The following is a 25,232-nucleotide window of genomic DNA, read 5'->3' as shown; positions in this document are numbered from 1 at the left end:
TCGTCTTCTGTTCTGGGACGTGACAGCACCCAGTCCAGTTCGCAGCTTTCGCCGGCTACTTAATAGAAGTTAACACTGCTCTTGAGGTCTGTGCCGATCAGACTTCATCCATGGCTCAGCGCTTCGATGCCAACTCTTACCCCCTCAGTCCCGGGGTCCGCTTGCTCGAGGCAAGTGCTGGCACAGGCAAAACCTTTGCCCTGGCTCATCTCTGTCTCCGTCTGATCACGGAGGCCGATCACGCTCTCGACAGTCTGTTGGTGGTGACGTTCACCGATGCGGCGGCTGAAGAGCTGCGTTCCCGCATCGGCCAGCGCCTGCAGCAGGCGTTGCAGGGTCTGGAACAACTTGAGCAGGGTCGAGATGCTTCCGCCCCAGATCCTGTTCTTGAGGATTGGCTGGCGGGAACGGACCCAGGGGATGCGCGTCAGCTTTGGATTCGCCGCTTGCTGGTGGCTCTGGAGCAGCTGGACCGGGCTGATATCACCACCATTCATGGCTTTTGCCGACGCAGTCTTCGCCGTTTAGCCCTCAGCAACGGTGCTGCGATGGAGCCCCAGCTCGACACCGATGCCACCGCGCTTCAGGCCGAAGTGGTGCAGGACCTCTGGCAACAGGAGCTGTTGAGCCTGCCGCCGGACCAGCTCAAGGGTTTACGTCAGCGTGGACTCTCTCCGCAGGCTCTCCGCAGGGGGTTAGCGCAACTCGATGGCGAACAGCAGCCGCGCTTCAGAGCCAGCGAAGCGGCAATCGATCTGGACGGCTCTCTCGCACCGCAGCTGGACCGCTGGGTGGCGCAACTCTGGGAGGACTTTCTCCCGCTCTGGCACCGGGACCATGCCGCCCTTGATGCCGGGTTCCGCCAGGCCGCTGAACAATGGAAAGCCCAGGGATGTGGTTCCACCACCCCCTACTCCGCCAAGCCGAAGAGCGATCGCTGTGCGCAGATCAATCAGTGGCTCAGTGTCCAGACGGCTGTTCCCTCGCTGCTGGAGATTGCGTCCCATGAGAAGCCACTGAAGGATTACTTCCACCCCTCCAGTTGGTGCCGTATCGCGCGGAAGTGCGGTGAAACCGACCCCAGCCTTGTGATGCCGGGATTGCAGGCCGCCGTCGCAGCGCTCTGGGATGCACCGTTGGAGCGCACCTGGCAGTACTTGCTGGAGCGAGGCTTGCAGGAGCTGGACCGCCGCCGCCGCCGTCGCGGTGTGATCACCTTTGCCGGATTGTTGGCGGCGATGGATCCCGGTGATGGCGACGTCGCTTGGCTTGCGTCGCTGCAACAGCGCTACCGGGCCGTGATGGTGGATGAGTTCCAGGACACCGACCCTGTGCAGTGGCGCCTTTTGCAGCGGGCTTTCGGCGATGGTGAACGCCATCTGCTGCTGATGGTCGGGGATCCCAAGCAGGCGATCTACCGCTTTCGCGGCGGTGATCTAGCGACTTACATGGCGGCCCGGCAGCAGGTGGAGCGGATCGATCACCTGCTCGACAACTTCCGTACGACGGCACCCTTGATGGAGGGGTTGAACCGGTTAATGGCTCCTGGTCTCCCCCGCTCTGCGCTTCCAGTGCCCGCGGTGCAGCCCTGCAGCTCTGCCACGCCACCGCAGGACGCCGCGGCGTTGCAACTGCAGTTGATCTCCACCGAGTCGCCATCCACCCGCAGTGCCTTGGAGGAGGAGATGCCCCATCGCCTCGCTGCAATGGTGCTGGAGCAACTGCAGCAACAGGACACCCTCAACCCCGCCGACCTGTGTGTGTTGGTGAGCCGCCATCAGCAGGCTGAAGCGCTGCGGCGCGCCCTGGGTGCCTGTGGTCTCCCTACGCGTCTGGTGACGCAGGGGGATGTGCTCGAAAGTGAAGCCGCCCTGCTCTTGCAGTGGTTCCTCGATGCGCTGGCAGAACCGGGCGATGACGTTCGCCTGCGCTTGCTGGCCTGTTCGGGATTGATGGGCATACCGCCAGATGGCTTGGACCAGGACCGGTTGGATCAGCTGGCCCTGCAATTGCGTGGACTGGCCGAGTTGATGCCCCGGCTGGGCCTGCTCGGAGCGCTGGCCGACCTGCTGAAGGGGGAACAGTTGGCGGGTCTGTCGGAACGGGGGCGGATGTTGGGGGATCTTCAGCAGGCAGCTCGGCTGGTGCAGGAAGCAATGCACCGCCAGGGGCTGGACGTGGCCACTGCTGCGGATTGGTTGCGGCGGGAGCGGTTACATCCCAGTCGGCCCGTGCCGGAAGCGCGCCAGCCCCACAGCGATCAGGCCGACAGCGCCATCGCCGTGGTCACTGTTCACCGCAGCAAGGGTCTCGAATATCCGGTGGTGATTTGCCCGTATCTCTGGGAGTCACCCCCAGCTGTTGCTGGCCCGCTCTGGCGTGATCCCCGTTCTGGTGAGTGCCTGGTTCGGGTGGATGTCCACTGGGGTGAGGGCTGGCAAGCGGCGCAACAGGCGCAGCAGGAGGCCATGGCCGAGGCCGAACGGCTGGCCTATGTCGCGGTGACCCGAGCCAAATCCCAGCTCATCCTGATCTGGGCTCGAGCCTTTGGCCAGGAGGGCTCGCCCATGCCTGCCTGGCTCTTTGGTGCTGAGGCGGCTGGAGACGCGATCGAAAGCCTGACCGATCAACGGCTGAGTGATGCCCTGGTCGAGCGAGAGGTTTCTATCCGCGTCTCCCCCCTGGCGGAGAGCCTGCCCAGCGGGGCGCGTTGGCGGTCTCCGCTGCGGGCGGAGACGTTGGCCTTGGGTCCGATTCCCAAGCGCATCGATCGGAGTTGGGGACGTGCCAGTTACTCAGCCTGGATTGCCTCATCCGACGAGATTCGGCTCCATGAGCATGGGCGCGATCGTGACCCAGGGGCCGAGGAAGTTGTCTCGGCAGTTGCTGAATCAGAGTGGTCTGAGACGGGGCCTTTGGCGGCCTTCCCCCGTGGAGCCGCGGCGGGGGATTGCCTGCATCGGATTCTCGAACAGTTCCCCTTCACCGCAGCAGAGTCGCCGGAGCCAAGCGAACGACTGGAGCTGATCGCCGCCGAGTTACGGCGGGCTGGCCTCGATCCAGGCCTGCAGAACGATGTGTTGACGGGCTTGGATCAGGTGCTTCAGACGCCCCTGGGTGGACCGTTGGGGTCGTTGTCGCTGGATCAGCTGGGCCCGGACCAGCGCCTGCCCGAACTCAGCTTTGATTTGCCGGTTCAGCACGTGCGTACTGCCGATCTGGTCGCTGCCTTTGCCTTCGATGCCAAAGCCCGTTTTGGTGCGTCCTACAGCCCTGCTTTGGCGTCGTTGTCGATCAACAGTCGTGGCTTTCTCACCGGGTCGATCGATCTGGTGTTCCAGGACCCCCAGCACAAGCGCTGGTGGGTCCTCGACTGGAAGAGCAACTGGATCGGTGAGCGGCGCACCGGTGTTGAACCCGGGCTGTGCGGTCCGCATCACTACTCCCAGGACGCGATGGAGGATCAGATGCTGCATCACCACTACCCCCTTCAGGCGCACCTCTACCTGGTGGCCCTGCATCGACATCTGCGTTGGCGGCTGCCGGATTACGCCCCCGAGCGGCATCTGGGGGGCTATGTCTACTGCTTCTTGCGGGGGATGCCCGGATCGATGAGTGCCTCTCCAGAGGGTCCTGTCGGCCCTGGCCGCATCGTCGAATCCGTGCCGCTTGATCGCATCGCAGCTCTTGATCGTGCCCTGTCTGAGGTGACGTCGTGACGGAGCTCCTGCCCCTGGGAAACAGTGGTTGGCCTTCCGGCTTTACGGCCGGTCTGCATGCCGCTTTGCGGCGTCGGATTCCGCCCCAAGTCGATGGTCCGGAGTTGGAGGAGCTCAGTCGCGACCTTGTCTTGGCGTTGGAGCAGGGGGAGTTGACGGTGCCTCTCACGCCGGAACGTTTGGTCGTTGCTGAAGCCAGTGGATGGCTGCAGGGGGAGACCTCCCCCCTGCTTCGTCAGGGCGACCGGCTGGGCTGGCGCCGCTGGTTGCAGGCCATGGAGCAGGTGGTGGACGAGCTGGTGGAGCGGGCCCATGCTTCCTTCCCGGAGCCCGTTAATGATGCCGACCCAGGGCTGTCGGCTCGTCTCAATCCTGAACAGTGCGCCGCCGTGCGCGCCCTGGATCAGGCGTCGGTCGTGCTGCTCAGCGGTGGCCCCGGCACGGGCAAAACCAGCACTGTGGTTGAGATTTTGGCCCGGGCGGAAGCACGCGATCCCGGCTTACGCATCGGATTGGCGGCACCTACCGGTAAGGCAGCCCGGCGCCTGGGGGATGCGGTGCTGTCCGAGCGGGCTCCGTTGCCCTGCAGCACCCTCCACCGCTGGCTCGAGGCTGGCAGCCGTGGATTCGGCAGACACCGTCATCGCCCTTTGGAGTTGGACCTCCTGGTGATCGATGAAATGTCGATGTTGGATCTGGCCCTGACCCAGGCCTTGCTGGAGGCGTTGCCCAGCGCTTGTCGGCTGTTGTTGGTGGGGGATCCAGCCCAGCTGCCTCCGGTGGGAAGTGGAGCGGTCTGGCATCGGCTTCAGCAGCCCGAGGTGCGCGACCGTTTCGGCGCCGGTGCGGTGCATTTGGAACGCACCTATCGCAACCGAGGTGCTCTGGCCGAGATGGCGCAGCTGCTGCGTCAGGGGGATCTGACGGCATTTGCAGCGGATCTAACTGCTTTGCCCGAACAGGCCAATCTTCAGGTGCATCCCAGCCCCTTGCGTCGTTTTCCGGCGTTAGTGCGTGAGCGCTGCATCCAGCGCCTCAAACAATTGGAGGTGCTGGCGCGTGACCTTGACCGCTGCAGCGACCAGGAGCTGATGGCAGCTTCCCGGTCGTTGTTCGAGTCCCTGGAGCATGACCTGCTGCTGTGTCCACGCCGTCGGGGGCCCTGGAGCCTCGAGGATGTTCACCGCACGCTGCTGGGGGCCAGTGCCCTGCTCAAGGTCGAGCGATGGCCGGTCGGGTTGCCGGTGATCTGCGGCAGCAATCAACCGGAACTCGGTTTGGCCAATGGCGACCTCGGTGTTGCCATCGGGGCCGGTTCCGAACGACGTTTGCTGTTTCAGGTGGTGGACCCTGATGGCCAACTGGAGGTGCGCCGCTTCCATCCAGCCCGTTTGCGTCGCTTGGAGCCTGCTGTCGCCCTCACCATCCATCGGGCCCAGGGCAGTGAGGCGGATCGGGTGATCGTGCTTTGGCCTGATCCCCTAGAGGATGGACCGGCTGCTGATCATCAACGCCGATTGCTATACACAGCCATTACCCGTGCCCGTGTCAGCCTTGACCTGGTGACAGTGATCTGACTCGGGTGTACTGATGCGTGTTGAGCGTCCCTGGGGCTGGTACGAAACGTTGGTCCAGGGGGAGAATTATTTGGTTAAACGCTTGCTTGTACGTGCCGGGCAGCAGTTGTCTCTGCAGCGGCATCATCACCGCAGCGAAAGTTGGACCGTGGTGTCTGGTTCAGGTGCTCTGCTCTGCGGTGATCACTCGCAACCGGCCAGCACTGGCGTCATGCTCTCAATCCCCTGCGGCGCCGTGCATCGCGCCCGTGCAGACGATGCTGATTTGCTGATTCTCGAGGTTCAGCATGGTGAGGATCTGCGGGAAGACGACATTGAACGCCTGCAGGATGATTACGGCCGGGTGATAAATTGAACTTCAACCTTTGAAGCGTAGGCAACACAACCAGAGCGCAACTGTTTCGGTTGCAGGGAGGTTGTGAGCCTGATTTCAGAGATCAATCAGGCGAAGCCACCTTCTATGACTGAACAGCAGCAGCAGCGCGACGATTCCGCCTGCGCAGTCGATCTTTCTGCATCGGCTCTTCCGGAATCTGAACCGAATGCTGAGGTGTTCACCACCACCATCACGCCGTCTGAACCGGAGTCCGGTTTTGCTGGTTTTGGCTTTAGCGAAGCCATGATGCGCACCTTGGCTGATAAGGGATACAGCGAACCGTCCCCAATTCAGAAGGCGGCATTCCCCGAACTGATGCTTGGCCGTGATCTGGTGGGTCAGGCCCAGACCGGCACCGGCAAAACAGCAGCCTTTGCGTTGCCGTTGCTTGAGCGCCTGGAGAGTGGCCAGAAAACCCCCCAGGCCCTGGTGCTCGCCCCCACCCGGGAGCTGGCGATGCAGGTGGCCGATTCCTTCAAGGCCTATTCCGCCGGCCATCCCCACCTGAAGGTGCTTGCCGTTTATGGCGGCACGGATTTCCGCTCTCAGATCAGTGCCCTGAGGCGTGGGGTTGATGTGGTGGTGGGCACCCCTGGACGGGTGATGGATCACATGCGGCAGGGCACGCTCGACACCAGTGGGCTGCGCAGCCTTGTGCTTGATGAAGCGGACGAAATGCTCCGCATGGGCTTCATCGATGATGTGGAGTGGATCCTTGGCCAGTTGCCTGAGCAGCGGCAGGTGGTGCTGTTCTCGGCAACGATGCCGCCGGAGATCCGTCGCCTGTCCAAGCGTTATCTCAAGGATCCTGCTGAGGTCACGATCCGCACCAAGGATCAAGAAGGCAAGCGAATCCGCCAGCGTTCGATCACGGTGCCGATGCCGCACAAGCTCGAGGCCTTGCAACGGGTTCTGGATGCCTGTGGTGGAGAGGGTGTAATCATCTTCGCCAGAACCAAGGCGATCACCCTGACGGTGGCCGAAACCCTCGAAGCAGGCGGCCATCAGGTGGCGGTTCTCAATGGCGACGTTCCGCAGAACCAGCGGGAACGCACCGTGGAACGGCTTCGCAGTGGCTCGGTCGACATCCTTGTGGCCACCGACGTTGCGGCCCGCGGTCTCGATGTTGAGCGCATCGGCTTGGTGATCAACTACGACATGCCGTTCGACAGCGAGGCCTATGTGCACCGCATCGGCCGTACGGGCCGGGCCGGTCGGACCGGAGAAGCCGTTCTGTTTGTGACCCCCCGGGAACGACGCTTCATTCGCAACCTTGAGCGGGCTACCGGTCAGCCGATCGAAGCGATCGAAGTCCCTGGCAATACGGCGATCAACCAGGGACGTCTTGACCGTCTGCGCAAGCGATTGAGCGATGCGGCCCAGGCGGAACGCGCCGATGCCGATGAAGCGGCTTTGCTTCAGGAGTTGATGCAGCGGGTGGCAACCGAGCTGGAATTGAGCCCTGAGCAACTGGCCATGGCGGCTCTCAATCTGGCGATCGGTCCTGATCCGCTTCTGCGTAAAGGGGACGATGACTGGATTCAGAACACCCGTCGCAACGACCGTGACCGCGATCGGAATGGGGGAGATCGCCGGGAGCGGCGCGACCGACCGGCGCGGGCTCCCGAGGAGAACATGCAGCGTTACCGGGTTGAGGTGGGCCACCGCGATCGGGTGAAGCCGGGCAATCTGGTTGGAGCTATTGCCGGCGAGACCGGTCTGCAGGGACGGTTGATCGGTCGCATTCAGATCTTCGACAACCACAGCCTGGTGGATCTGCCCAAGGGCATGCCCGAGGATGTGTTCAACAATCTGCGTCGCCTGCGGGTGATGAACCGCGAACTGCAGATCACTCAGGCCTCCTGATGCGCAAGCTTCTGGCTGCTGCCCTGGTTTTGGCCCCTGTTTCGGTAGTGGCTTCGGACAACAGCCTGATCACCCAGTTCTGCAGAACGGCCGTTAAGGCCGAGCTGCAGAGCGCTGGGAAGGTTCCTCCTGAAGGCATGGTGGAAGACACCTGCCGCTGTTTCCTGGCGGAGGTGCAGAACGGGGCTGGAATCACGGGAGCCCAGGCCTCCTGTAAGGCCAAGGCGGCTGAGGCCTACGCCTTCTGATCCCAGGGGCTCGATTTTGGTTAGAGACTGCACACCTGAACGGTGACTTCAGGCTGAAGCAGGGCCAGCTTCTCCACGACTTGAATCAGCTCGATCTGCTCGGTAGGTGTGGCCTGTGGAATCAAGCTGTTGAGCAGCACAAGCTTGTCACCAGGATCCAGTTCCCCGTCAGTGGTCCAGCACAGGGTTTGGCAGTAAAGGCTGTCGAATGTCATCTCACTTCTCTGTCAGGGTCTTCTGACAATGGTGTGGATGGGCGAATTGCGGGCAGGTCTTCGGAATTGCTTCTTTTTTTTGTGTTGTTTCATACGACTGCCCTGTAACGTCATCGGGTTCACGTTTGAGCACTGGCACTTTCCGAGCTTTCGGAACCGGCTCAAGCGATCGATCAAGTCCAACGGTTCCACGGTCCATGACCATCTACATCGGCAATCTTTCGTTCCAGGCGGAGCAAGAGCACCTCGTTGATCTCTTCACTGAGTACGGCGAGGTCAAAAACTGCAGCCTTCCCCTGGATCGGGAGACAGGTCGCAAACGCGGTTTCGCCTTCGTCGAGATGGCCAACGATGCCGATGAACAGAAAGCAATCGACGACCTCCAGGACGTCGAGTGGATGGGCCGCATGATTCGCGTTAGTAAAGCCACCCCCCGGGAGCGTTCAGGCGGCCCCCGTGGTGGCGGCGGCGGCGGCGGCGGTTACCGCGGCTGAGGCTTAAGCCTCGGCTTCCAACAGGTCCAACTCCATTTCACGTTGGCTCAGTTGATGCAGACGATCTGCGCTGCCGTCGACTGGGCCTGGTTGGTTGTCTTGGTGATTCTGGAACTGCGGCAATACAGCCCGCAGTCCACGGCGTTTTTGTCGTGCCAAGTAACGGTGAAAGCGGTTGAACGACCTTGATCGGCTCATGGCACCTCCTTCGGTTGTTCTTCCGTTGTAGTGCGTCTTCAGAGGGAGAAAACCCTGTTGGAACGAACCCTCAGCAAAGCTTCAGCAAGCCGCTCACCGTTGATGCGGCTACTGCGCCACCTCGCCCCGCAGCGTCGTTTGGTGCTCGCTGCGGTGAGCTGCTCTCTGCTCAACAAGCTGTTCGATCTGGCGCCACCAGCCTTGATCGGTCTTGCCCTGGATGTGGTGTTGCGTGGTGAGCAATCTGTGTTGGCGGGCTTTGGCCTGAAGACGGCGGGACAGCAACTCTGGATGCTGGCTCTTCTCACCTTTGTGATCTGGGCGGCGGAGTCGCTATTCGAGTACCTCTACGACGTGCTCTGGCGCAACCTGGCGCAGACCACACAACACAGCCTGCGGCTCGAGGCCTACGACCATCTACAGAAGCTGGAGCTGGCCTTTTTCGAGCAGGACAGCACCGGTCGTCTGATGTCGGTGCTGAATGACGACATCAATCAGCTCGAACGGTTTTTGGATCGAGGTGCCAATCAGATCCTGCAGTTGATCACCACTGTTTTAGTGGTGGGCATTGGCATGGCGATGGTGGCGCCGGAGGTGGCCTTGTTCGCCTACATGCCGATTCCGGTGATTCTCTGGGGATCGTTGCATTTTCAGCGTCAGCTGGCTCCGCGTTATCGGGAAGTGCGGGCAAGGGCTGGTGATCTCGCCTCCCGGCTCGCCAACAACTTGGGGGGGATGCTCACGATCAAGAGCTTCACTGCAGAGGCTCTCGAATTGGAGCGCCTGCGCGCTGAAAGCCTGGCCTATCGCCAGAGCAACGCCCGTGCGATTCGTCTTTCGGCAGCCTTCATCCCCTTGATCCGCTTCGCGATCCTGTTCGCCTTCTTGGCGATTCTGTTGATCGGTGGCTTCAAGGCCTTGGCCGGTGAACTGCCGGTCGCCACCTACAGCGTTCTGGTGTTCATTACCCAGAGGCTTTTGTGGCCGTTGACCGCCATTGGTCGAACCCTGGATGAGTACCAGCGCTCGATGGCATCCACGCAGCGGGTGCTTGATCTAATCGATACGCCGGTGATGATTCAGGGAGGGATGGTCCCTGTGGATCCGCATCAGCTGCGGGGTGAGATTCGCTTTGAAGCGGTTGATTTCGCCTATTCAGGGCGTTCAGCGCTGTTGCAGGGCTTTGATCTGACAGTTCCAGCAGGCTCGACCCTGGGCATCGTCGGGGCCACAGGTTCCGGCAAGAGCACGGTGGTGAAACTCTTGTTGCGTCTGTATGAGCGCGATGGCGGACGCATCTGCCTGGATGGTGTCCCCATCGACACCCTGCAGCTTCAAGACCTGCGCCGTTGCATCGCCCTGGTTAGTCAAGACGTCTACCTCTTCCATGGCACCGTTGCCGAGAACATCGCCTATGGGGTGGCGGATCCCGACCCAGTGGCCATTGAGCAGGCCGCTCGCTTAGCGGAAGCCTCCGGATTCATCGATGCCTTGCCCCAGAGGTATGACACCTTGGTTGGCGAACGGGGCCAGCGTCTATCCGGCGGGCAGCGCCAGCGCATTGCTCTGGCCCGCGCCATTCTCAAGGACGCTCCGGTGCTGGTGCTCGACGAAGCCACCGCAGCGGTGGACAACGACACCGAAGCTGCCATCCAGCGGTCGTTGGCTCAGATCACCCAGGAGCGAACAACTGTGGTGATTGCCCATCGGTTGAGCACAGTCCGCCATGCCGACTGGATTGTGGTGATGGATCAAGGCCGGATTGTGGAGCAGGGCTGCCACGACAATCTGGTGGCCCAAGGCGGGATCTACACCAATCTCTGGCAGGTGCAGGCCGGAGAAGGGGTTATTTCTTCCTGAAGCAAGCGTTGTTGGCCGCCGGCGCGGTGACCATGCTGGGTCCGCAAGCCGGCGGTGCAGCCATGGCCATGCAGGCCTCGATCAGCCATGTCATGCATCACCCCCTCGGGGTGTTTTCGCTGTTGGTGGCCATCAGTGCGGCGGTGCCGCCGTTGATCCGGCGGCTCGGTCTGCCTGATCTGGTGGGATTGCTGGCGGCCGGCGTGGTCGTGGGGCCGCACGCTTTGAACTGGGTCGACAGCACCAGCGAAACGGTTCGGCTGCTTTCAGATCTCGGGGCGGTGTATTTGCTGTTCACGATGGGTCTGGAAATTGACCTGGAGGAGTTCAACCGGGTCAAACGCCGATCTTTCATTTATGGCCTGCTGATCCTGTTGATCGGTGTGGGAACGGGCGTGTCGATCGGCCTCTTGGCTGGTTTTGCTTCGGTGTCGTGCCTGTTGCTCGGTGCCTTGATGGCCACCCACACCCCGCTTGGCTATCCGATCGTGCGCAGCTACGGCGTCCAGAAGGATGAGTCGGTGGTGGTGAGTGTGGGCAGCACGATCTTCACCGACATCGTTGCCCTGCTGCTGTTGGCGGTGGGTCTTGGTCTGGGTCAGGGAAGCCTCAGCGGCATGGGCCTCAGCCTGTTGCTGCTCAAAATCGGCATCTTTGCCCTGGTTGTGGTGCTGGGCATCCGCTGGCTAGGCCGACGCCTGGTGCTGCGCGGCATCAGCGATGAAAACAGGATGGTGCTCGCCGTTTTGGTGGCCTTGTTCCTGGCTTCCCTGGGCGCTGAGCTGGCTGGCGTTGAGAAGATTGTCGGCGCCTTCTTGGCCGGCCTGGCGGTGAATTCCGTCTTGCCCGAAGGCCGGGTCAAGGAACAGGTGATCTTCGTGGGTGGGGTGCTGTTCATCCCGATCTTCTTCATTGATCTGGGATTGCTGTTGGATCTGGGCAGCCTGGGGCAGAGCCTTAGCAACTTTCAGTTCACCGCGCTGATGCTGGTGGGCGCGATCGGCGGCAAGGGGCTGGCGTCGTGGCTCAGCGGACGGCTGTTCGGCTATCGCCGAGCCCAGATTTTGATGATGTGGTCGCTGACGATGCCCAAGGTGGCGGCGACGCTGGCCACCGCCTTCATCGGCTATCAGGCGGGTCTGCTCAATCAGACCGTGTTGAACAGCGTGCTGGCGGTGATGGTCGTAACGGCCACCCTGGGGCCGATCCTGACCGAGCAGTCGGTGACCCGGCTCAAGGATCCCAGTCCCGATGCGGTGCCGGTCAGCTTCGGGGAGGAGGCGGCGGTTCTTGATGGCGTCAACGAGGTTGTTCAGCGCCCCTTGCGGATTGTGGTGCCCGTGGCTAACCCCAGCACCGAGAAGGGGCTGTTGAGCATGGCCGCTCGCTTGGTGCAGGGCTCTTCGGGGGCTGAAGGTCTGCTGCTTCCTCTGGCAATGGTGAATCCCAGCCTCGAGGAGATGCGCGGCGGCTTGAATCGGGCGGTTGCAGCGGCTCGCGGGCGGCTCAGCACGGCTGAGGCCATCGGCGCTCAGTTGGCCGTCCCCACCCGCAGCCTGCTGCGGCTGGATGAGGATATTGCTGGTGGCATGAGCCGCACGGCGCTTGAACAGGCCGCAGACCTGTTGTTGATCGGTGCTGCACGTACGGATCAGCTGCGGGCTTGGCTGATGGGCGACATTGTTGATGGGGTCTGCCGCACAGCGCACTGTCCAGTGGTGGTGGTGAACTTTGGCCGCGATTCCGACAGCGGTCTGGGCCGGATCCTTGTTCCGATCAAAGACCTCTCCGCCAGTGCTCGCGAGCAATTCGAACTGGCGCTGCGGGTGATCAATTCAGCCCCGGAGGAACAGCGCCTCCGGATCACCCTGCTTCATGTGCACGACCCTCGCTTCAGCGGGCAGGACCGTCAGTGGATGGAGCAGCAGCTGATTCGCTGGCGACCGCCGGGGATTCCGGCGGAGCGGTTCCACATCGTCATCGTGCGGGGACCCGGTATCGATGGGGCCATTCATCGACTCAGCCGCGAGCACGATCTGGTGATCCTGCGCACCCAGCGGAGACGGGTGGCGGGTCTGCCGATTCCTGGCAGTGATCGCACCAGCAAATTGATCCGCCAGCTTCCCTGCGCCTCAATGGTGATCAGCGATCCTCTGGTTTAAGCGGGAGGCCGTCCGACCCTCTACCGCAGACAGGATCTGCACGCCAAGATGCGGAATAGCTTGTATTCCATGGCACAAGACCCTCCTGCCAAGCCATCTTCTGCGGCCACCAGGTGGCCGGTTGTTTGTGCTGTCGTGGTGGGTCTCAGCGGCGGCTTGATGCTGTCGGTGCCGCTGAGCCGATTGATCAATACTGAACCGTCCAGCACGGCAGACCAACCTGTGGCGGCAGCTCAGCCCCCGCCGATGGCCAACCCATTCGCTGGTTGGACTGGCTTCGGTGCCAGGGAAGTGGTGGTGCTGGGGCGTGACCGCACTGGCAACAACACCGATGTGATCTTCACGGTGCGGGTGAAGGGCACCACCACGACGATTACTCAGATTCCCCGCGACAGCTACATCGATGCTGAGGGCTTGGGGGGCATCAAGCTCAATGCCCTGATGGCCTACGGCGGTGTGGAGGCGGTGGAGCGGGAGTTGTCTCGACTAATGAATCGCCCGATCCGCCATCACATCGTGGTGCGCTTGGATGCGATCGAAACCCTGGCCAATCTGGTGGGGGGGATCGAGGTGGATGTGCCCAAGCGGTTGTATTACGTCGACCGCAGTCAGAACTTGGTGATCGACCTGCAGCCCGGGCCTCAACTTTTAAAGGGGAAGGATCTCGAGGGTTTTCTGCGTTGGCGCAATGACGGCCGAGGTGATTTCGGTCGCCTGGAACGGCAGCAGTTGGCGCTCAAGGGCCTGTTCGAACAGATGAAACAACCTCAGAATTTGATTCGCCTGCCGGCCTTGATTACTGCTGCGGGTCAGGCGTTGGAAACAGACCTTGGGCCGATGGAATTGGGCGGCTTGATTACTGCGATGGGCACAACTGACCTCAATGCCTCCAGCTTGAATGCGGTGCCTTTCAATGCTGATGGCATCAGCTACCTGGATACAGAGTGGCCGGCCAAGTCCAGCAGTGGTGCTGATGCCAGTGAGGCCAGCAGCCAACGCTTCAGATTTTTGTTCTGATCAGATCAGCAGAGTTAGTGAGCGCACCACCCGGCCGCAGATTTCACCAACCTTGCTCCAGCGGTCTTCGTTGACGCTGGTTGCCAAGGTGTAAAGCCGGCCGCGGTCGACCACCACGGTCGCTAGCTCATGACGGTCGCGGTCTTCCAAGTGCACCGCATATTCCAGGTCGTAGAACGTGTGGCCATTCACCTCGCGCTCCTGCGCTTCTACCAGCTCAGCAGTGCGGCCGCTGCCGGCGGTGGCGATCACTTCTCGGCGCAAGCGCTCACCGACCGCGACGGCACTGCCAAGTTCGTTGAGTTCGTTGTCTTCACTCACCTTGTTGATCATCAGGCTCACGGTCTCATCGCTGTGGATCAGGTCGTGAAACACCACCCGCGGACCGTTGCTCACCTGAACCTCGGTCCAACCGGTGGGATACAGGAAGGCGAAACGGCCATCCGGGCTCTGGTACGACTGCAGCCCTGCCGTCGGTCCCGCCGCACAGGCTCCCAGCACCAGTGCCAGGACGCCGCAAACGATTAGGCGACTGAGAGACCGGAGGAGCTGCATTAACGGTGAAATCAATCCACGACCCATTCTGCCGTTGCGGCCTCATTGATGTGAAGCGCCAAAAAAGCGCAACCTGTGGCATCTTCGGAGCGTTTGATCGGGGCACGCCTTGGCCTCGGATCAGATTCAGGCCTGATGCTTCCACTGTTCAAGACCCTGAGCTCCCTTGCTTTGCGGTGAAGCGGGGTTGCTCATCGAATTCTCTAATCATGGATTGGTGTTCCGGCAGATGATCTCAACAACTCCTACATTCCTCGCATTGGCGGCAGACCACTGAGCGGCTTCACCCGACCGTTGGCCCGACTGATTGATCAGTTCGAGCGTCTGCCAGGCATCGGTCCGCGCACGGCCCAGAGGCTTGCTCTGCATCTGCTGAATCAGCCCGAGGAGCAGATTCACCAGTTTGCGGATGCCCTCTTAGCGGCCCGCACCCAGGTGGGCCAGTGCCAGATCTGCTTTCACCTCTCCGCTGAGCCGGAGTGTGAGATTTGCCGTAACCCGGAGCGCCGCAATGGGGTGATCTGCGTGGTGGCCGATTCCCGGGATCTTCTGGCGTTGGAGCGCACCCGCGAATTTCAAGGGCGCTATCACGTGCTCGGTGGATTGATTTCGCCGATGGATGGCATTGGTCCGGAGCTTCTTCATGTGACGGCACTGGTGCAGCGGATCAGCAAGGAGGAGATCACCGAGGTGATCCTGGCCCTTACCCCAAGTGTTGAAGGGGATACCACCAGCTTGTATCTGGCACGGTTGTTGAAGCCCTTCTGTCCGGTGAGCCGAATCGCCTACGGCTTGCCGATGGGGAGTGAACTCGAATACGCCGATGAGGTCACCCTGAGCCGAGCCTTGGAGGGGCGCCGGCCGGTTGATTGATTGATGTCAGTGCCCTGATTCGTTGTTTCTTGAGCAGAATCAACACAGGCCGTCCGCCGGTATGAGCAAGTTCAGCGCCATTCCCCCTGCGGAGCGATTGCCCGAATGGCTGCGTCGGCCGATTGGTAACGCCTCTGAATTGGAGCGGGTGCAGGGGCTGGTGAAGCAAAACCGCCTGCACACCATCTGTGAGGAAGGGCGCTGCCCCAACCGTGGTGAGTGCTATGCCGCAGGGACGGCAACCTTTTTGCTGGGCGGTTCGATCTGCACGCGCAGCTGTGCTTTCTGCCAGGTGGACAAGGGGCAGGCACCGATGCCGGTGGATGTTGCAGAAGCCGAACGGGTGGCTGATGCGGTGGAAGCGATGCAGCTCCGTTATGTGGTGCTCACGGCAGTCGCCCGTGACGATCTCATCGATCACGGCGCCAGCCTGTTCACCACCACCATGGCGGCGATCCGGGCCCGAAATCCGCTCATCGCTCTTGAGGTGCTCACTCCCGATTTCTGGGGGGGCGTGGCTGATCAGGCCCTGGCGGTGAAGGCTCAGCGTGAGCGGCTGGCCACGGTGTTATCAGCCCAACCGGTGTGCTTCAACCACAACCTGGAGACGGTGCAGCGTCTCCAGGGCGAGGTGCGCCGGGGGGCTACCTATGTGCGGTCGCTCGGGCTATTGGCGGCCGCCCGTGAACTGGCGCCTGAAATCCCCACCAAGAGCGGCTTGATGCTCGGCTTGGGAGAGACCCGTGATGAGGTGATCGCCACCCTCAACGATCTCCGCGCTGTGGATTGCCAGCGGCTCACCCTGGGGCAGTACCTGCGTCCTTCGCTGGAGCACATTCCGGTGGCCCGCTACTGGACGCCGCAGGAGTTTGATGAGCTTGCGGCGGTAGCCCGTGAACTGGGCTTTGCCCAGGTGCGCAGCGGCCCTTTAGTGCGCAGCAGCTATCACGCTGCTGACTGACGCCATCCCCGCAGACTGCGTTCAAGAACGGTGGAGATCTCTCCACTCATCAGGGCACCGGCGCCACCCCAGACCATTCGGAGGGGAAGATCCCAAAGTGCTGCTTCCACCTCGCGCATCGTGCTGAACCCGCGTTGGTGGAAGTAGCGGACCAGCCGTCGGTGTTGCCGCTCGTCGTCGCGGATGGCCAGCAAACGGGCTCTTGCACAAGGCGTGGCCTCCTGGGCCCAGGCCATGGTGGCGGCCCAGATCAGATCACCAACGCCTGGAGGTGCCATCGGCATCACGCGCATCGTGTCGAGTTGCAGGCCCGTGGCGGCGGGATAGGCCCATCCCTTCATTTCCCCCAGCAGCAGCAGGCTGCCGCTCGTGGCTTGCTGGGCCACCACCAACCTCAGGCTCCACAGTCCTAGGGGACGGCCAACCTGCAATCGCAGCAGCAGGCCCCGTTCGCGGGCCTCGGCTTCCAGGTGTTCAAGCATCGATCGGGATCTGGCCATTTTTATGGTGCCGTGCTCATGCTGATGCGGGCATGGTGACGACCGAGCGCACCGCCTCCAGCGGCAAAGCTCCGTAGAGGTGGGGGAACAGTTCGCCGCTGGGAATCGCATCGGCGCGCAGGGGAGCATCGACGGCAGCGGCATCAATCTCCAGCAGCAGCACGTCGCCGGCATCCGCGTAAAAACGTTCAAAGGTGGCGTTCACCTGCTCCTGCCAGGAGCAGTGGATGAAGCCCACTTGATCGAGTCCCATACCTCGCGTGGAGATGCGATAGCTGCCGTTGGTCTGCGCGGCCTGCCAGTCGCCCTTGAGGGCCAGGTGGAACAGGGGTTGATCCAGGGGCACCGCCACGGCATCGGCAGGGAAGTGGTGCTGTTGCCCACCGGCACTCCAGGGATCGGCCCGCTGCATCAGCCGTTCGAAGCGGGGGGCCTCCAGGAAGCCGGTGAGCCAGCTGCGCAGTGGCGCCAGAGCGGTGTCGTTGTCGAAACCCTCAGGATCGGCGATACGCCACTGCCGCACGAACGGCCAGATGGCCGCATCAGCCAGTGAGATGCGCTCGCCAAGCAGCCAGCCCTGCTCGGCAATCCTCTGGTTCCAGCTTTTCAGAATCGTGAGGCCGGCGTTCCGCTGCTCATCCTTGTTGGTGCCGGGATAGCGATCGGTGTATTTGAACCGGTCCAGGTGGTGCTTGAACGGTCCGTCGTTCTGCTGGATCAGCGCTGACGTGTCGCTATCGCTGGACCACAGCAGCTCCCGTGGGTCCGCCTGATTCAGGGCCCAGTCCATCACCGCATGGCTTTCTTCGATGACCTCTCCGTCTGGCAACACCAGCACCGGAACGGTGCCCTTGGGGGAGACCGCCAACATCTCAGCCGGTTTGGCCTTCAGCGCGATTTCGCGCCACTGCACCAGAAGACCGGCCTCCAGCAGGGCCCAGCGGGCGCGCATGGCGTAGGGGCAGCGGCGGAAGCTGTAGAGGATCGGCAGCACGGCATGGAGTCGTCCTTGCAAGGATTGTCCGATGCGGTCTGAATCCCTCAAGCCTGCATCTGATCAATTTGCCGTTGCCGCATCGCAAACCGTTCCCGGTCGGCGTCGGTGAAGCGATCCACGCAATGCACACATTGCACGCCTTTGATGTAGCTGGGCAGTGCGCGTTGTTCGGCTGAAACCGGCAGGCCGCAGGCATGGCAGAGGCTGTATTCACCGGGTTCAAGGCGGTGGTTCAGGGCCACCCGCTGATCGAACACGAAGCACTCCCCCTGCCAGCGGCTCTCGGCTTCCGGCACCTGCTCCAGGTACTTGAGGATGCCGCCGCGCAGATGGTGCACCTCTCCAAAGCCCCGTTGTTGCAGATAACTGCTGGCCTTCTCGCAGCGGATGCCACCGGTGCAGAACATGGCGATGCGCTGGCTGCCGTTTTGTTCCATCAGCGGCCGCAGCGTTTCTTCTGCCCATTGCGGAAATTCACGGAAGCTCTCAGTGCCGGGGTCGATGGCGCCGTCAAACGTTCCGATCGCTGTTTCGTAGCTGTTGCGGGTGTCGATCACCAGCGTGCCGGGATCATCCACCAGCGCATTCCAGTTTTCAGGTTCCACGTAGGTGCCCACGCTGGCGTGGGGGTCCACGCTGTTCACGCCGATGGTCACGATCTCTTTCTTGCGCCTGGCTTTGAAGCGGCGAAATACCGGCTTGTCGGCCCAGCTGCGCTTCACCTCGAGCCGCGCGAAGTGATCGTTGCCGAGTTCCAGGGAGGAGCGCAAGTGATCCAGCACTGCGCTAACGCCTACCTCTGGCCCACTGATCGTGCCGTTGACTCCTTCTAGAGCTATCAAAACCGAGCCGAGCACACTCCCTTCGCGAGCAAGCGTCGGCAAGCTGGCCAGCAACGTCTCGCGATGCTCGTCATCAAGGGGTACGAAGGCATAAAAAGCAGCCACCAGGAGTCGGCTGTCTTTCGCCAGCACAGGCTCTTGGCGGATCGGGTCCACGGTGCTCCAGGCTCAACGTCCCTCCAGCCTGCATCAGGACGGTGGGTTCCCCTTCAGTGCTTCCTGCTGATGCGCACAGAGGCAGGCCGCAGTGGACACGCCAGGGCATGAAAGGGCTTGTGCCCCTCTTCAAAAATGAGGCTTCCCATGGGTTGAGCGTTTGCGCTGTCGATCTTCATGGCTGAGCCTCTGACCTATCCGGTGTAGCTCAACATGGATGACACCAACAATGAGTCTTTCTTGCAGTGTTTTGGTCAGGCCAGGTAGCAAATGGCTCAACCGGTCTGCTTCACCCGGACAATCCTTTGGTTTGAACGGTGTTCTGGGTCAGAGACGGATCGTGGTTGCATTCCTGGCTTTGGTGACGGCGTATTTGATTTTGACGCTCGCTCGTCAGGTTCGTTCCTAGTTACTTCTGCCGATTCCACTGAGATGGTGCTTTTCGATACGGCCGCTTGAGTGACTTCAATGCCATCACGGAAAGGTGCTCCGCTTCCGTCTATGGCACTCGCTTTAATCGCTGTTGTCTTCACAGCCACAGCCATCGGAACTGTGTTTCACAACAAGTACTGATTGGCTTTGGTGATGGAACTTGTTTTTGTAGCGCTGATCATCACAGCAACCCTGATCAAGGAGCTGTCGTCCAGATCAAACGCCACTGGCTTCGTGAAGGGGAAGCAGCGTTAGCCCAGCACTCAATAACGGCGATGGTGGTGACGCTCGCGGTCGTCTTTTACGGCATCAAGAATGACGGACAGAACAAAGAGGCCAAATAGTGATGGAAGGACGATGGGGTCAATCATGGCTCCTCGTTGAAGGGCTACCTCTGGTTTAACCCTGCTCCAGCCCAGGCTGTGTGCCAGTAGAGAGATTGTTACACGAGTTCCTGGGGGATGCGCTCTATCCCCCAGTCGGTGGAGCCAAGTGGACCCGGTAATCGCTCAGTTGAGGGAGGTGGTTTTACCTCTCTCCCCTTAGAACACCTCTAGACGAAATCGATGAATGGTTTTTGTATTGGTAGCAATCTGCATTGGCATCTATATCAATGCGCTTCGGATCATTCATACAGACGACGCATGAATTTTCATCCTTCAATGCAACATAAAAATCAATTGGCTGAACTCTGGGAAAGGTCTTGGGGATCGATGCAGGGCCATGTCACCGCACCCCAGGAGATCCATCGCAAGGTGCTGCGGATGGTGTCACCGCTGACGGAGCAGGATGCCAAATTAATGCTGAAGCAGATGGGTCAACGCTCGTTGTGAATTGGGTTGATGGCTCACTTCATGGGGATCATGTTGGGGAGACCTTCAACGCTGGCAAAGGTCACCATTGCTTCTGCTGGTTCTGGGCCCTTGTTGGTCACGAAGTGAGGTTCATCCGGGTGGCCATCCAGGAAGCCATTGCCGGGCCGGACCACGCTCACAACCTCTTTGCCGTCGACAAGGCGCACGTTGGTCATCGCGCCCTTCGTCACCACAACGACCACGGGTGAGGGATGGGTGTGGAGTGGAATCGTTGCTCCAACGGGGAGGCTGACCCGAACCACCCTCAGCTCCGGCGTGCCCTGCGGATAGGCCACGATCCGTTCGCCTGGTGTTCGACTCGCCCTGAACAACTCCTGAATCTCTGGCTGAGGTGCAGCCTGCACGCTGCTGGCCAGAAGCAAGATGCCGGCTGTCAAGCCAAAACGTTTGAACTGCATTGTCTTTTGATGATGCACCTTCTTACCCGATTTGGCGGCTGGTGGCTGTCGGGTCAGATTTTTGTTGTTTGAAGTTGGTGAGTTTTAAGTGCCTATCGTCAACCGCCAGACATCTGTTCTACAGATTTCTCATCTTCAAAGGAGGTGACTTTGAAAGGTTTTCCTTTTTGGTTTGGTGATGCGTTTGCCCATGCAATGGGTGCTTTGGGCTGGGAGGAGAAGAGAACTATTTCTCCTTCAATCGGATGACAGCCTTATAAGGTTTTCGCGACAAGCAAGGGCATGGTTGTTGAGCCGTGTGGCTCATGTCTCTCTGGTCTTGATCATCCTGGATTGATGTAGCCGTGGCCAAAAGGGTCGCCTCATGTTTGTGAGGTGATCCTTTCGCTTCCTCTTCTCGGGTTAAGTACCTATTGTTTTTATCGCCTAGAGGAGTAGACAGAAATCAGTATCAAGGATAGCGATGATCACGATCTGCTCTGGTTTTTTTGATATCTGCATCCCTCTCGGTTTGGTCGATAAAACGCAATCCAAGCAGGATTCCGAGCCTCGACAAGCAATCCAGTCGCAACACGACCTGTACTGGGAAGAGCGTTGCGATGTGTCGCCAACTGCACCCGGATGCAAAATTTATGATGCCTAAACAGAAGACGCACTCCGTGGAGCATGCAACGGTCCTTTAGAGAACGTTTCTGTGGAGGAGTGATCTCGACCAATTGATGACATCGCTCAGTCCTTTCAATGGAAAGGATGGCCGATGTCATTGCTTAGGCGTTTCATCCATAGGGCTGTCGAAAATCAGTCTGCTTAATCAACACCCACTGGAGTTGGGCCTAACGATTGCGGAAGTTTGTTCTGCAAGCGTCCCGCAGATGTTGTCGGGGGTTCGGAATGGGGCGCGTCTTGTTTAGCGGGGAGCACAGTTGGCAGGAGCAGCCTCCTCCTGCCAGTTGGCGGTTACCCCGGCATCGGCGAGCAGCTGGCGATCGGCCTCCACATCGGGGTTTCCAGTGGTGAGCAGAACATCGCCGTAGAAGATTGAATCGGCACCTGCCTGGAGGCAGAGAATCTGGGCTTCCCGGCTCATCGATTCACGGCCCGCGCTCAACCGCACCCGGGCGTGTGGCATCAGGATTCTGGCGGTCGCCACCATCCGCACCAGCTCCAAGGGCTCAAAGGGGGCTTGCTCTTCCAAAGGGGTGCCTTCAACGGCCACCAATCCGTTCACCGGCACGCTTTCGGGATGAGGGTTCATGCTGGCGAGCACCTGCAGCATCGAGGCTCGGTCCCGCAGGGTTTCTCCCATGCCGATGATGCCGCCACAGCAGAGGGTGACACCGGCGTTGCGGACGCGTTGGAGTGTTTCCAGCCGCTCTTGATAAGTGCGTGTGGAGATGATTTGGTCGTAGTGCTCGGGGCTGGTGTCGAGGTTGTGGTTGTAGGCCGTGAGCCCGGCTGCGGCTAATCGTTCCGCTTGTTGATCGGTAAGCATCCCCGCGGTCACGCAGGCCTCCATCCCCATGCCGCGCACTCCGCGCACCATCTCAAGCATGGCTTCGAAGGGGGCACCGTCGCGGATTTCCCGCCAGGCCCAGCCCATGCAGAAGCGATCGGCACCGGCCTCCTTGGCAGCTCGGGCGCGCTGCAGCACCGGTTCCACCTGCATTTGGGCCTCAAAGGCCGCCACATCACTGCTGTTATGGATCGACTGAGAGCAGTAAGCGCAATCCTCTTCGCAGCCCCCTGTTTTCACACTCAGCAGCGAGGCCAGCTGCACCCGATAGCCAGGGTTGGCCTCACGATGAATGGTTTGCGCCTGCCAAAGCAGCTCCATCAAGGGGAGTTCCAGCAGGGTCTGGATCTCCGCGGTGGTCCAGTTGTGGCGGATGCTGAGCGTCATGGGCTGATCGGATCGAGTCCGCCGAAGCGGCGGTTACGGCGTTGGAAATCGAGTAGGGCCTCTTTCAACGCATCGGCATTGAAGTCGGGCCAGAGCACGTCGGTGACGTGGATTTCGGCATAGGCCAGCTGCCAGAGCAGAAAATTGCTGATGCGGTGTTCCCCGCTGGTGCGGATCAACAGATCGGGATCCTGCTCGCCAGCGGTGAACAATTCAGCGGCGATGCTGTTCTCATCGATGCTGTCCGGATCGAGCTCCCCCGCTGCAGCGCGTCGGGCGAGGCGCTGGGCTGCCTGCACCAGTTCCCGTCGCCCGCCGTAATTCGTGCACACGTTGAAATGAATGCCGTTGTTGGAGGCTGTACGGGTCGTGGCGTCAGCGATCAACTGCTGCAGTTTCTGGGGCAAGGCTTCCAGATCTCCGAGAAAGCGAATCCGCACCTGTTCGGCTTCCAGTGCCTGAAGTTCGGCCTGCAACACCCGTTCGAACAGGGTCATCAGGAAATTCACCTCCTCCCCTGGACGCGACCAGTTCTCCGTGGAGAAGGCGTAGGCCGTCAAGGCTGGGATGCCCCAGTCGCTGCAGAGCCGCAGGCTGGTTTTCAATGCCTCCACGCCGGCACGGTGCCCCATCACCCGAGGTAACCCGCGCGATTTCGCCCAACGTCCGTTGCCATCCATGATCAAGGCCACGTGCTGCGGGAGCCGGCCTGGGTCGAGGTCCGCAGGGAGAAGCGAACGATCGGCCGTGTCAGTGCTGGTGGCCGGAGGGCGGCTCAAGACAGCGATTCAGACTGAGAGCTTCCCACCGTACGTCGTGCCGGCGGCATCGATTCGGCGGTGCTGAACAGCTCCTGCAGCAGTTCCTTAAGGCGAGAGCTCGTGATCGGGCGTTCCAGCTTGCCCTGGTTGGCCAGGGACAGCGTCCCTGTTTCCTCGGATACCACGATGCAGATGCAGCGATCAAAGCGTTCGGTAATGCCAAGCGCCGCCAGATGCCGAGTGCCGAAACGACTCACGCTGTGCCGGGAGAGCGGAAGAATGACCCCGGCCGATTCGATCCGGTTCCCACGCACCAGAACGGCACCATCGTGCAGTGGTGTGTCGGCAGCAAACAGATTCAGCATCAACTCGCGACTCAGCACTGCGCCGATAGCAACACCGGGATTGAGAAAATCCTCGGGCCTGAGGTCGCTCCCCAGGTCAACAACGATCAAGGCCCCACGGCGCAGCTGAGACAGCCGGCCAGCGGCATCGGTGATCTGGCTCACGGTGCCGGCGGATGCCCGGAACTCCTTCTGGGGATTCCCCAGCAACACCGCCAGTCGACCAGTTCCCAGCAGCTCCATCAAGCGCCGCAGCTCCCCCTGCCAAAGAATGGCCAGCGATAGCGAGCAGGCCATCACCAACCCGTCCACCAGTTTTGTGGTGAGAGGCAGGTTGGCGAATCGCTGGACAAACCAGGCCATGGCCACCAGGAACAACCAGCCCCGCAGCAACCAGAGGGTGCGCTGCTCGTTGACGCGCGAGAACAGAAGAAAGCCGATGGAAGATGCAAAGAGAACGTCGAGCACCAGGCGCGGATCCACCACCGCCAACACGTTCACTCCGATCTACGAACCGCTGACGTCAACGTAACGCGTTGAATCGTTCTGGCAAAACGTCGTAGCGCAGCAGGTCATCCGGCTGCTCTCGCTTTTGCACCAGCTCCGCGGATCCGTCGTGCACCAAGACGGCTGCAGGCCTCGGGATCCGGTTGTAGTTCGAGCTCATCGAGGCGTTGTAGGCACCGGTCGCGAACACGGCAACGATGTCTCCGCTCTCGGTGCTGGGCAGGGGAAGGTCCTTCAGCAGCACATCGCCGGATTCACAGTGCTTGCCCACCAGATTCACGCTTTCGTCAGCCTGGGCCAGAGGGCGGTCAGCCAGGTAACAGGTGTAAAGCGATTGGTAGGTGATCGGGCGGGGGTTGTCGCTCATTCCACCGTCGATGGCCACGTAGGTGCGGACGTTGGGGATCGTTTTGCGGGAGCCCACGGTGTACAAGGTCACACCGGCGGTCGCCACCAGCGAACGGCCCGGCTCGCACATCAACCGTGGCAGCTCGAGGCCACGCTCACGGCATGCCGCTGTGACGGCTTCGGCCACCACCTTGATCCATTGCTCAATGCTCGGCGGATCATCGGATTCCACATAGCGGATCCCAAGTCCGCCTCCAACGTTGAGGTCGTTGACGGGATGGCCCAGGTCGCGGGCGAGCTTCAGTTTGTCGGCCATCACCGCGGCTAGATCACGGTGGGGTTCGAGTTCAAAGATTTGAGATCCGATGTGGGCGTGCAGGCCGGTGAGTTGGGCCCAGGGTTGTCCCACAAGTTTGCGCAGCACGGGCTCCACCTGATCGGGATCGAAGCCGAACTTGCTGTCTAGGTGACCCGTGCGGATGTATTCGTGCGTATGGCACTCAATGCCTGGGGTGAAGCGCAGCATCAGGCGCGCTGGTTCTGATCCAGCGGGCACCAGTTCGGCCAGGCGATCCAGATCGTGTTGGTTGTCCACAACGATCGTGACCTTGTTGGCGTAGGCGAGCAGCAGCTCCTCGTCGGATTTGTTGTTTCCGTGGAGCACCATGCGCTCCCCTGGCATCCCTCCGCGCAGCGCCGTCAGCAGTTCACCGGCGGAAACGGCATCCAGGCCCAAGCCCTCAGAGGCCGCAATGCTGCTCATCACCAGGGAGCTATTGGCTTTTGAGGCGTAGATCGGCAGAGATGAACCTGCGTAGTGCTTGGCCAGAGCCTCGCGATAGGCCCGGCAGGTGACGCGAACGGTCGCCTCATCCAGCACATATAAAGGTGTGCCGTAGCGCGCCGCCAGATCACTGAGACGACAACCTCCGACGACCAGTCGGTCTGTGGCGTCGAGCTCGGTTGTAAGCGGTGCCAGGTTGCGATTGGGGCTCTCCGCATCCCGGTTCGCCTCGAAGGGCCGTTGACTAGTGATGGTTTGGGTCACGGA

Annotated in this window: 23 protein-coding genes; 13 read left to right on the top strand and 10 right to left on the bottom strand. The window is 61.0% G+C overall.

Translation table 11 applies throughout. The features are described 5' to 3' along the window. Positions 1–110 precede the first annotated feature (110 nt). From DXY29_RS11140 to DXY29_RS11120, 5 genes are all read left to right on the top strand, one after another. On the top strand, positions 111–3,719 hold the full coding sequence (locus tag DXY29_RS11140) for a UvrD-helicase domain-containing protein (RefSeq protein WP_115025122.1): 3,609 nt from the start codon (positions 111–113) through the stop codon (positions 3,717–3,719). Next, the gene (locus DXY29_RS11135) at positions 3,716–5,296 is read left to right on the top strand and encodes an ATP-dependent RecD-like DNA helicase (protein ID WP_115025121.1); all 1,581 of its coding nucleotides are present in this window, start codon (positions 3,716–3,718) and stop codon (positions 5,294–5,296) included. The genes DXY29_RS11140 and DXY29_RS11135 overlap by 4 nt, the downstream gene beginning before the upstream one ends. Before the next feature lie 13 nt (positions 5,297–5,309). After that, positions 5,310–5,651 (top strand): phosphomannose isomerase type II C-terminal cupin domain, encoded by a 342-nt coding sequence (locus tag DXY29_RS11130; protein WP_115025120.1) that lies wholly within the window; start codon positions 5,310–5,312, stop codon positions 5,649–5,651. A 105-nt stretch (positions 5,652–5,756) separates the two neighbouring features. Then, positions 5,757–7,538, top strand: a complete 1,782-nt coding sequence (locus DXY29_RS11125) for a DEAD/DEAH box helicase (RefSeq protein WP_115025119.1) — start codon at positions 5,757–5,759, stop codon at positions 7,536–7,538. Continuing rightward, entirely contained in the window at positions 7,538–7,786 is a 249-nt protein-coding gene (locus tag DXY29_RS11120; RefSeq protein WP_115025118.1) for a hypothetical protein, read from the top strand. The genes DXY29_RS11125 and DXY29_RS11120 overlap by 1 nt, the downstream gene beginning before the upstream one ends. Positions 7,787–7,806: 20 nt before the next feature. Here the strand turns inward: DXY29_RS11120 and DXY29_RS11115 are convergent, their stop codons facing one another. After that, positions 7,807–8,001 carry a hypothetical protein gene (locus DXY29_RS11115; RefSeq protein WP_115025117.1) on the bottom strand — a complete coding sequence of 65 codons (195 nt, stop codon included), beginning with the start codon at positions 7,999–8,001 and terminating at the stop codon, positions 7,807–7,809. Positions 8,002–8,198: 197 nt separating this feature from the next. On the opposite strand from DXY29_RS11115, the gene DXY29_RS11110 reads away from it, so the two are divergent. The 5 genes from DXY29_RS11110 to DXY29_RS11090 all read left to right on the top strand — a co-directional run bounded on the left by DXY29_RS11110 (position 8,199) and on the right by DXY29_RS11090 (position 13,732). Beyond that, positions 8,199–8,495, top strand: a complete 297-nt coding sequence (locus tag DXY29_RS11110) for an RNA-binding protein (RefSeq protein WP_115025116.1) — start codon at positions 8,199–8,201, stop codon at positions 8,493–8,495. Between the two features lie 54 nt (positions 8,496–8,549). Continuing rightward, positions 8,550–8,684 carry a hypothetical protein gene (locus DXY29_RS13870; RefSeq protein ID WP_256377609.1) on the top strand — a complete coding sequence of 45 codons (135 nt, stop codon included), beginning with the start codon at positions 8,550–8,552 and terminating at the stop codon, positions 8,682–8,684. Between the two features lie 111 nt (positions 8,685–8,795). Beyond that, the gene (locus DXY29_RS11100; protein WP_170952215.1) at positions 8,796–10,553 is read left to right on the top strand and encodes an ABC transporter ATP-binding protein; all 1,758 of its coding nucleotides are present in this window, start codon (positions 8,796–8,798) and stop codon (positions 10,551–10,553) included. Positions 10,554–10,615: 62 nt separating this feature from the next. Continuing rightward, positions 10,616–12,715: a cation:proton antiporter gene (locus DXY29_RS11095; RefSeq protein ID WP_115025355.1), complete on the top strand. Its 2,100-nt coding sequence runs from the start codon at positions 10,616–10,618 to the stop codon at positions 12,713–12,715. A 69-nt stretch (positions 12,716–12,784) separates the two neighbouring features. After that, positions 12,785–13,732, top strand: coding sequence for an LCP family protein (locus tag DXY29_RS11090; protein ID WP_115025114.1), 948 nt, complete (start codon positions 12,785–12,787; stop codon positions 13,730–13,732). Here DXY29_RS11090 and psbP read toward each other — a convergent pair whose 3' ends face one another. Then, on the bottom strand, positions 13,733–14,287 hold the full coding sequence (gene psbP / locus DXY29_RS11085) for a photosystem II reaction center PsbP (protein ID WP_371411086.1): 555 nt from the start codon (positions 14,285–14,287) through the stop codon (positions 13,733–13,735). Positions 14,288–14,581: 294 nt separating this feature from the next. On the opposite strand from psbP, the gene recR reads away from it, so the two are divergent. Next, positions 14,582–15,160 carry a recombination mediator RecR gene (gene recR, locus DXY29_RS11080; protein ID WP_115025112.1) on the top strand — a complete coding sequence of 193 codons (579 nt, stop codon included), beginning with the start codon at positions 14,582–14,584 and terminating at the stop codon, positions 15,158–15,160. Between the two features lie 61 nt (positions 15,161–15,221). After that, positions 15,222–16,121: a lipoyl synthase gene (lipA, locus tag DXY29_RS11075; protein ID WP_115025111.1), complete on the top strand. Its 900-nt coding sequence runs from the start codon at positions 15,222–15,224 to the stop codon at positions 16,119–16,121. Here the strand turns inward: lipA and DXY29_RS11070 are convergent. The 3 genes from DXY29_RS11070 to DXY29_RS11060 are packed head-to-tail and all read right to left on the bottom strand — an operon-like array spanning position 16,106 to position 18,616. Continuing rightward, on the bottom strand, positions 16,106–16,603 hold the full coding sequence (locus DXY29_RS11070) for a hypothetical protein (protein WP_115025110.1): 498 nt from the start codon (positions 16,601–16,603) through the stop codon (positions 16,106–16,108). The two genes, lipA and DXY29_RS11070, sit on opposite strands and share 16 nt — an antisense overlap. Before the next feature lie 34 nt (positions 16,604–16,637). Continuing rightward, positions 16,638–17,615, bottom strand: a complete 978-nt coding sequence (locus DXY29_RS11065) for a DUF952 domain-containing protein (RefSeq protein ID WP_115025354.1) — start codon at positions 17,613–17,615, stop codon at positions 16,638–16,640. Between the two features lie 47 nt (positions 17,616–17,662). Continuing rightward, complete coding sequence (locus DXY29_RS11060) at positions 17,663–18,616, bottom strand: rhodanese-related sulfurtransferase (protein ID WP_115025109.1); 954 nt, start codon at positions 18,614–18,616, stop codon at positions 17,663–17,665. Positions 18,617–19,728: 1,112 nt separating this feature from the next. On the opposite strand from DXY29_RS11060, the gene DXY29_RS13575 reads away from it, so the two are divergent. Then, positions 19,729–19,881 carry a hypothetical protein gene (locus DXY29_RS13575; RefSeq protein WP_170951076.1) on the top strand — a complete coding sequence of 51 codons (153 nt, stop codon included), beginning with the start codon at positions 19,729–19,731 and terminating at the stop codon, positions 19,879–19,881. Between the two features lie 14 nt (positions 19,882–19,895). Here DXY29_RS13575 and DXY29_RS11055 read toward each other — a convergent pair whose 3' ends face one another. The 5 genes from DXY29_RS11055 to lysA form a co-directional block, all read right to left on the bottom strand. Then, positions 19,896–20,321 carry a cupin domain-containing protein gene (locus tag DXY29_RS11055; RefSeq protein WP_115025108.1) on the bottom strand — a complete coding sequence of 142 codons (426 nt, stop codon included), beginning with the start codon at positions 20,319–20,321 and terminating at the stop codon, positions 19,896–19,898. Positions 20,322–21,228: 907 nt separating this feature from the next. Continuing rightward, positions 21,229–22,221 carry a biotin synthase BioB gene (bioB, locus tag DXY29_RS11050; protein ID WP_115025107.1) on the bottom strand — a complete coding sequence of 331 codons (993 nt, stop codon included), beginning with the start codon at positions 22,219–22,221 and terminating at the stop codon, positions 21,229–21,231. After that, positions 22,218–23,000 carry an isoprenyl transferase gene (locus DXY29_RS11045; RefSeq protein WP_115025106.1) on the bottom strand — a complete coding sequence of 261 codons (783 nt, stop codon included), beginning with the start codon at positions 22,998–23,000 and terminating at the stop codon, positions 22,218–22,220. Before DXY29_RS11045 ends, bioB begins: the two co-directional genes overlap by 4 nt. Continuing rightward, positions 22,997–23,827, bottom strand: a complete 831-nt coding sequence (gene cdaA, locus DXY29_RS11040; protein WP_115025105.1) for a diadenylate cyclase CdaA — start codon at positions 23,825–23,827, stop codon at positions 22,997–22,999. The genes DXY29_RS11045 and cdaA overlap by 4 nt, the downstream gene beginning before the upstream one ends. A 22-nt stretch (positions 23,828–23,849) precedes the next feature. Further along, complete coding sequence (gene lysA / locus DXY29_RS11035) at positions 23,850–25,229, bottom strand: diaminopimelate decarboxylase (protein WP_115025104.1); 1,380 nt, start codon at positions 25,227–25,229, stop codon at positions 23,850–23,852. Between the last annotated feature and the right edge of the window lie 3 nt (positions 25,230–25,232).

Origin of the sequence: Synechococcus sp. UW69 (assembly GCF_900474185.1) — a bacterium.
Classification (GTDB): Bacteria; Cyanobacteriota; Cyanobacteriia; order PCC-6307; family Cyanobiaceae; genus Parasynechococcus.
Note: the sequence above shows the minus strand (reverse complement) of the source record. Positions and strands in the feature narration are given on the sequence as shown.

Coding starts and splice junctions, on each gene's coding strand:
- DXY29_RS13870 (WP_256377609.1), top strand. CDS start 8,550: ATGCAGACGATCTGCGCTGCCGTCGACTGGGCCTGGTTGGTTGTCTTG.
- bioB (WP_115025107.1), bottom strand. CDS start 22,221: ATGACGCTCAGCATCCGCCACAACTGGACCACCGCGGAGATCCAGACC.
- DXY29_RS11130 (WP_115025120.1), top strand. CDS start 5,310: ATGCGTGTTGAGCGTCCCTGGGGCTGGTACGAAACGTTGGTCCAGGGG.
- DXY29_RS11125 (WP_115025119.1), top strand. CDS start 5,757: ATGACTGAACAGCAGCAGCAGCGCGACGATTCCGCCTGCGCAGTCGAT.
- lipA (WP_115025111.1), top strand. CDS start 15,222: ATGAGCAAGTTCAGCGCCATTCCCCCTGCGGAGCGATTGCCCGAATGG.
- DXY29_RS11120 (WP_115025118.1), top strand. CDS start 7,538: ATGCGCAAGCTTCTGGCTGCTGCCCTGGTTTTGGCCCCTGTTTCGGTA.
- DXY29_RS11140 (WP_115025122.1), top strand. CDS start 111: ATGGCTCAGCGCTTCGATGCCAACTCTTACCCCCTCAGTCCCGGGGTC.
- DXY29_RS11090 (WP_115025114.1), top strand. CDS start 12,785: ATGGCACAAGACCCTCCTGCCAAGCCATCTTCTGCGGCCACCAGGTGG.
- DXY29_RS11055 (WP_115025108.1), bottom strand. CDS start 20,321: ATGCAGTTCAAACGTTTTGGCTTGACAGCCGGCATCTTGCTTCTGGCC.
- DXY29_RS11100 (WP_170952215.1), top strand. CDS start 8,796: ATGCGGCTACTGCGCCACCTCGCCCCGCAGCGTCGTTTGGTGCTCGCT.
- DXY29_RS11110 (WP_115025116.1), top strand. CDS start 8,199: ATGACCATCTACATCGGCAATCTTTCGTTCCAGGCGGAGCAAGAGCAC.
- psbP (WP_371411086.1), bottom strand. CDS start 14,287: ATGCAGCTCCTCCGGTCTCTCAGTCGCCTAATCGTTTGCGGCGTCCTG.
- DXY29_RS11070 (WP_115025110.1), bottom strand. CDS start 16,603: ATGCTTGAACACCTGGAAGCCGAGGCCCGCGAACGGGGCCTGCTGCTG.
- DXY29_RS11115 (WP_115025117.1), bottom strand. CDS start 8,001: ATGACATTCGACAGCCTTTACTGCCAAACCCTGTGCTGGACCACTGAC.
- DXY29_RS11095 (WP_115025355.1), top strand. CDS start 10,616: ATGGCCATGCAGGCCTCGATCAGCCATGTCATGCATCACCCCCTCGGG.